This is a genomic window from Senegalia sp. (in: firmicutes), from assembly GCF_052088025.1.
Lineage (GTDB): Bacteria > Bacillota > Clostridia > Tissierellales > SIT17 > Anaeromonas.
In genome coordinates this window covers 1-4,128 of the sequence record NZ_JBQCYD010000086.1, presented here as the reverse complement: position 1 = coordinate 4,128, position 4,128 = coordinate 1, and the positions used below count along the sequence as shown (strand labels likewise).

Sequence of the window (4,128 nt, the reverse complement as noted above, 5' to 3'; positions counted from 1 at the left end):
TGATCTCTATTTTATATTGTCAAACCATTCATTTAAGATATGCCCTATATAATAAGCATCATCTTTTTTACTTACTAGATGATTGACCCCACTAAGAGTTATGAAGTTTTTATCAGAGTTTATAGCATTAAATAATTTTATTCCATACTTATAATCTACAACCTTATCAATATTTGAGTGAAATATAGCTATGGGTTTATTAAAATTTTTAATAGTACTTTCTATATCTTCATTTTTAATATCCTCTAAAAACTTTATTCCAATAGTGAACTCTCTTCCAGCTATATCAATTTTAGCTTTTCCATTTTTAGATAATTCATCATAATATTTAGAAAATATATTTTTAAGACCATCTAAATTAAAAGGAGTTCCTATAGCTGCTATGCCCTTAATACCTTCTAACTTCTCTGATGATTTTATAGATATTAAGCCACCTAAAGAATGACCTATAAGGAATTTAGGAGCTTTGTAATTCTTCTTTACAAATTCATATACCGAAATTAGATCTTCAATATTTGTACTAAAAGAGCTATCTTTAAAATCACCTTCACTATTACCAAGACCCATCATATCAAATCTAATAGTAGCATATCCATTACTTGCTAATACTTTTGAGATATTATTATAAATTTTGTAATCTTTAGAGCAAGTAAAACAATGATTAAAGATTATATAATCTTTAATATTTTCCTTTGGTAGATTTAAAATGACAGAAAGCCTTTTATCATATTTATTTTTTATTTTTAAATTTTTACTAATCATAAAATTCCTCCTTAGTATATACTTTCCCATTTATTTAAAATACTAACTTCTTATATTAAGCAAATAAATTTTATAAGACTTAAAATGAGACATTAATCATATACATGAATAATTATAAGTGTGTATTTATTTTAATTAATTATATTAGTAATATTTAATTCTAAACCCAATATTTACATGGCATATAAGCTTGATTATTACTATGTTTTCCCCTATACTAGTAGTTGCAATAAAGTATAAAAAAATAAGGAGGAGAATATGAAGAAGAAAATTTCAAGTATATTTATAATTATATTAATATTAATTTCAGTACCAGTATTTTCAGCACAAGATACTTATAAGGTGAAATATGGAGATACTATGTGGAAGATAGCAGTAAAGCACAAAATAGGGTTGAGTGAAATAATCAATTTAAATCCACAGATTGAAAATCCTAGCACTATATATCCAAATCAAGAAATAACAATACCAACAGCTGATGAGGGACAATCTATAGAAGATAAAGTTATAGAGCTAGTCAATGTAGAACGTGGTAAAAATGGATTAGCACCTTTAAAGAAAAATTGGGAGCTTTCAAGAGTAGCAAGATATAAGTCTACAGATATGAGAGATAAAAATTATTTTTCTCATACATCACCTACTTATGGATCACCATTTGATATGATGAAAGATTTTGATATAAAATATAGTACAGCAGGTGAAAATATAGCACGTGGACAAAGAACAGCCCAAAGTGTAATGGATGGTTGGATGAATTCAGAAGGTCATAGAAAAAATATTTTAAATAGTTCATTTGATGAAATTGGAGTGGGTATAGCAAAAGATAATAATGGAGGATATTATTGGACTCAAATGTTTATAAAAAATACAAAATAAATTTATATAAAAACAAAAAACTATCACACTTTTTTCTTTAATGTGTATTATATATTAAGCAATAAAAATAACATATTAAAGAAAGGGAGGATATTTGATGTCAGAATCTAGAGGCGGTATATTAGGATCTTTTGGTGGGGGAGAAGGAATAAATAGTGAATTACTATTTTTCTTTTTACTATTAGTTGTATTATTCTGTTATCCAAGTTTTGGATGTAAGTACTAAATAAATATTTAAATGAAAGCTCTGTGCATAACGAAAATGCATAGGGCTTTTATTTAACAATATATTGACAAAACAATTATTTAACTATAAACTATAATTAGATGATTGTTTAATTATCTAATTAAGAGAAAGGTGGCCATAAATTGAATAAAGCTTTTAAAGCACTATCTGATCCTACAAGGCGTAAGATATTAGAGTATTTAAAAGATAATGATATGTTAGCAGGTGAAATAGCAGATAAATTTGATATGAGTAAGCCCTCAATAAGTCATCATTTAAGTATTTTAAAAAATGCAGAATTAGTATTATGGGAAAAGGAAGGTCAAAATATCATATACTCATTAAATACTACAGTAGTTCAAGAAGTAATGAAATGGTTTTTGGATTTTAGAGAGGAGAAATGATAATGAAAAAAGAATGGACTTTAATTGTTATAATATTACTATCATTCATTGCTACAATTTTTATATATGCTGAGCTTCCTGAAGAAATTCCCAGACAATGGGGATTAAATGGTGAGGTGAATTCATATTGGGGAAAAGAAGCAGTGTTTTTTACAGCGCTAATACCACTTATATTATATGGATTGATGAGATTTCTACCAAAGATTGATCCAAAAAAGGAATCCTATAAAAAACATAAAAAAGCATATAATATGACCATATTTGCTACAATTATATTTTTAATCATAATACATTGGATTTCAATATATGCTTCTTTAGGAAACAATATAAACATGCAATTATTAGTTATTTTAGGCGTAGGATCACTTTTTATAGTAATAGGAAATTATATGGGTCAGATTAGACATAATTACTTCTTTGGAATAAGAACCCCTTGGACACTTGCAAGTGAAGTAGTATGGAAAAAAACTCATAGAGTAGGAAGATATGCTTTTGTAATAACAGGAATTTTATTTATAATTTCTGCCTTCTTACCAGGAGATATATCAATAGCGATAATAATAGGATCCACTATAATAATGGTGCTTTTCCCAATAATATATTCTTATTTAATATTTAAAAAAATAAACAATAAATAAAAATGACAAGTTTTTCTTGTCATTTTTATTTACATATATTAAAGTTTAAAAATATAGATAATATAAAAATATTAAATAAGATATATAAATAGCAAATAATAAAAACCCTATTATTTTATTGATTCTGCCTTTTAATATACAAGAAAGACCTAAAATTAAAATCATTATAAAAGCTACTGGAAAGTCTAAATATATATTTTGATTTGTTATTTCAAGAGGATTTAAAAAACCAGCAGCACCTAATACTAGGGAAATGTTTAATATATTTGCTCCAATTATATTACCTACAGATAATGATGAATGCCCTTTTCTAAGAGCTGTAAGAGCTGTAGTAAGTTCTGGTAGAGAAGTACCAAGAGCAATAAATGTTAAACTAATAACCGCCTCTGGAACTCCTATAAATTTAGCTATTATAATACCATTACTTATAAGCAAATTCGAACCTATAAATATTCCTGTGATTCCTATTAGAAATAAAAACAATATTTTGATAAGATCTTTTTTCATATAAGTTACTTCATTATTAATAGATGATGATTTTTTATAGTTTATAACTAATAAATCAAATAATATGTATATAGATAAAAGAACTAAAAGTATCATAGCATCACTATGGTTGATCATTCTATCATTAGATATAATGAAAAATATAGCAAAAAACACTATAAGCATCAATGATTTCAACTTAGTGAATTTGCCTTTAACCTTACTTGGTTTTATAAAATTAGAAACTCCTAGAATTAATCCAGTATTACAAACAATAGATCCTATGGAATTACCTACACTCATTTGGGTATAATTTCTTAGTGAAGCTGTAATAGATACAATAGCTTCTGGAGCAGTTGTAGCTAAACTTACTATTGTAGCTCCTATTAGTATTTCTGGCAGATTAGAAATTTTAGCTACATTAATAGAAGAGTCAATAAAAAGATCTCCACCCTTTACAATTAAAACTAATCCTAATGAAAACAATATTATAGTTAAAAACATATATTTACCCCCATATCAAATTAAATACAACTACATTAATATTTATGATATATTTAGACTACTTATTCAAATCATTAAAATATAAAATGATTTTTAATCTTGACAATGATAAAATCTTTTGATATATTAATAGAAGTTATCAGTAACAAGCAATTCATCTTAAATCAAATTTTCTTCAAAAAAGAATTTTAAAAAAGAGTTGACAAGCTTCAAAAAAACTGATATAGTATTA

At 25.6% G+C, this 4,128-nt stretch carries 6 protein-coding genes; 4 read left to right on the top strand and 2 right to left on the bottom strand.

Annotation, left to right across the window (positions count from 1 at the left end; translation table 11 throughout):
* Positions 1-6: 6 nt before the first annotated feature.
* A complete protein-coding gene (locus ACTHUW_RS12570) occupies positions 7-762 on the bottom strand; it encodes an alpha/beta hydrolase family protein (RefSeq protein WP_442213510.1) in 756 nt (251 codons plus the stop codon).
* Between the two features lie 258 nt (positions 763-1,020).
* Between ACTHUW_RS12570 and ACTHUW_RS12565 the strand changes: the two genes are divergently transcribed.
* The 4 genes from ACTHUW_RS12565 (at position 1,021) to ACTHUW_RS12550 (ending at position 2,906) form a co-directional block, all read left to right on the top strand.
* Positions 1,021-1,638, top strand: a complete 618-nt coding sequence (locus tag ACTHUW_RS12565) for a CAP domain-containing protein (RefSeq protein ID WP_442198707.1) — start codon at positions 1,021-1,023, stop codon at positions 1,636-1,638.
* Between the two features lie 97 nt (positions 1,639-1,735).
* Positions 1,736-1,864 (top strand): hypothetical protein, encoded by a 129-nt coding sequence (locus ACTHUW_RS12560; RefSeq protein WP_442198706.1) that lies wholly within the window; start codon positions 1,736-1,738, stop codon positions 1,862-1,864.
* A gap of 143 nt (positions 1,865-2,007) precedes the next feature.
* The gene (locus tag ACTHUW_RS12555) at positions 2,008-2,268 is read left to right on the top strand and encodes an autorepressor SdpR family transcription factor (RefSeq protein ID WP_442198705.1); all 261 of its coding nucleotides are present in this window, start codon (positions 2,008-2,010) and stop codon (positions 2,266-2,268) included.
* Positions 2,269-2,270: 2 nt separating this feature from the next.
* The gene (locus ACTHUW_RS12550) at positions 2,271-2,906 is read left to right on the top strand and encodes an SdpI family protein (RefSeq protein ID WP_442198704.1); all 636 of its coding nucleotides are present in this window, start codon (positions 2,271-2,273) and stop codon (positions 2,904-2,906) included.
* Between the two features lie 45 nt (positions 2,907-2,951).
* Here ACTHUW_RS12550 and ACTHUW_RS12545 read toward each other — a convergent pair whose 3' ends face one another.
* Positions 2,952-3,896: a calcium/sodium antiporter gene (locus tag ACTHUW_RS12545; protein ID WP_442198703.1), complete on the bottom strand. Its 945-nt coding sequence runs from the start codon at positions 3,894-3,896 to the stop codon at positions 2,952-2,954.
* Positions 3,897-4,128 lie beyond the last annotated feature (232 nt).